Origin of the sequence: Catellatospora coxensis, assembly GCF_016862635.1 — a bacterium.
Classification (GTDB): Bacteria; Actinomycetota; Actinomycetes; order Mycobacteriales; family Micromonosporaceae; genus Catellatospora; species Catellatospora coxensis.
The window spans coordinates 1-1,637 of sequence record NZ_BONI01000189.1; the positions used below are offsets into that span (position 1 = coordinate 1).

1 rRNA gene is annotated in these 1,637 nt (G+C 56.7%); it reads right to left on the reverse strand.

Features of this window, described 5'->3' with window-relative positions:
- Positions 1 to 1,569 (reverse strand): 23S ribosomal RNA (locus Cco03nite_RS41920); the annotation flags it as partial.
- Positions 1,570 to 1,637: the final 68 nt, after the last annotated feature.

Genomic DNA, 1,637 nt, shown 5'->3' on the forward strand with positions numbered 1-1,637 from the left:
GGAGGTTAGTACAGCAGGGTTCATCGCGGGCGCTGCTTTGCGGGTACGGGAATATCAACCCGTTGTCCATCGACTACGCCTCTCGGCCTCGCCTTAGGTCCCGACTCACCCAGAGCAGATTAGCTTGACTCTGGAACCCTTGGTCATCCGGCGGCAGGGTTTCTCACCCTGCATTCGCTACTCATGCCTGCATTCTCACTCGTGTGGCGTCCACGGCTAGATCACTCTGCCGCTTCACCCGCCACACGACGCTCCCCTACCCACCCACACACCTGCACCAGGAGTAACCCTGGCGGGGTTATTGTGTGAGTGCCACAGCTTCGGCGGTGTGCTTGAGCCCCGCTACATTGTCGGCGCGGAACCACTTGACCAGTGAGCTATTACGCACTCTTTCAAGGGTGGCTGCTTCTAAGCCAACCTCCTGGTTGTCTATGCGATCCCACATCCTTTTCCACTTAGCACACGCTTAGGGGCCTTAGCTGGTGATCTGGGCTGTTTCCCTCTCGACTACGAAGCTTATCCCCCGCAGTCTCACTGCCGCGCTCTCACTTACCGGCATTCGGAGTTTAGCTGACTTCGGTAAGCTTGTGGGCCCCCTAGGCCATCCAGTAGCTCTACCTCCGGCAAGAAACACGCGACGCTGCACCTAAATGCATTTCGGGGAGAACCAGCTATCACGGAGTTTGATTGGCCTTTCACCCCTAACCACAGGTCATCCCCCAACTTTTCAACGTTGGTGGGTTCGGTCCTCCACGACGTCTTACCGTCGCTTCAACCTGCCCATGGCTAGATCACTCCGCTTCGGGTCTAGAGCATGCGACTGAACGCCCTGTTCAGACTCGCTTTCGCTACGGCTTCCCCACACGGGTTAACCTCGCCACATGCCACTAACTCGCAGGCTCATTCTTCAAAAGGCACGCCGTCACCTCGGAACAAGTCCTCAGCTCCGACGGATTGTAGGCAGACGGTTTCAGGTACTATTTCACTCCCCTCCCGGGGTACTTTTCACCATTCCCTCACGGTACTAGTCCGCTATCGGTCACCAGGTAGTATTCAGCCTTACCAGGTGGTCCTGGCAGATTCACGGCAGATTTCAGGAGTCCGCCGCTACTCGGGAACACCCACCACAGGCCCAGAACTTTCGTCTACAGGACTCTCACCCTCTACGGTCCCTCATTCCAGAGGATTCGACTAGCCCAAGGCTTTATAACTGTGCGACACAGTGTCAGCTGTGTCAGTAGGGTCCCACAACCCCGTCCACGCAACCCCTGACAGGTATCACACGCACACGGTTTAGGCTACATCCGCTTTCGCTCGCCACTACTCACGGAATCACATGTTGTTTTCTCTTCCTACGGGTACTGAGATGTTTCACTTCCCCGCGTTCCCTCCACACACCCTATGTATTCAGGTGCGGGTAACCCGACATGACTCGGGCTGGGTTCCCCCATTCGGACACCCTGGGATCACAGCTTGGTTGACAGCTCCCCCAGGCCTATCGCGGCCTCCCACGTCCTTCATCGGCTCCTGGTGCCAAGGCATCCACCGTCTGCCCTTAAAAACTTACCTACACAGAGAAACAAAGATGCTCGCGTCCACTATGCACATCTCAACAAACAACCAACCCACACCCACCC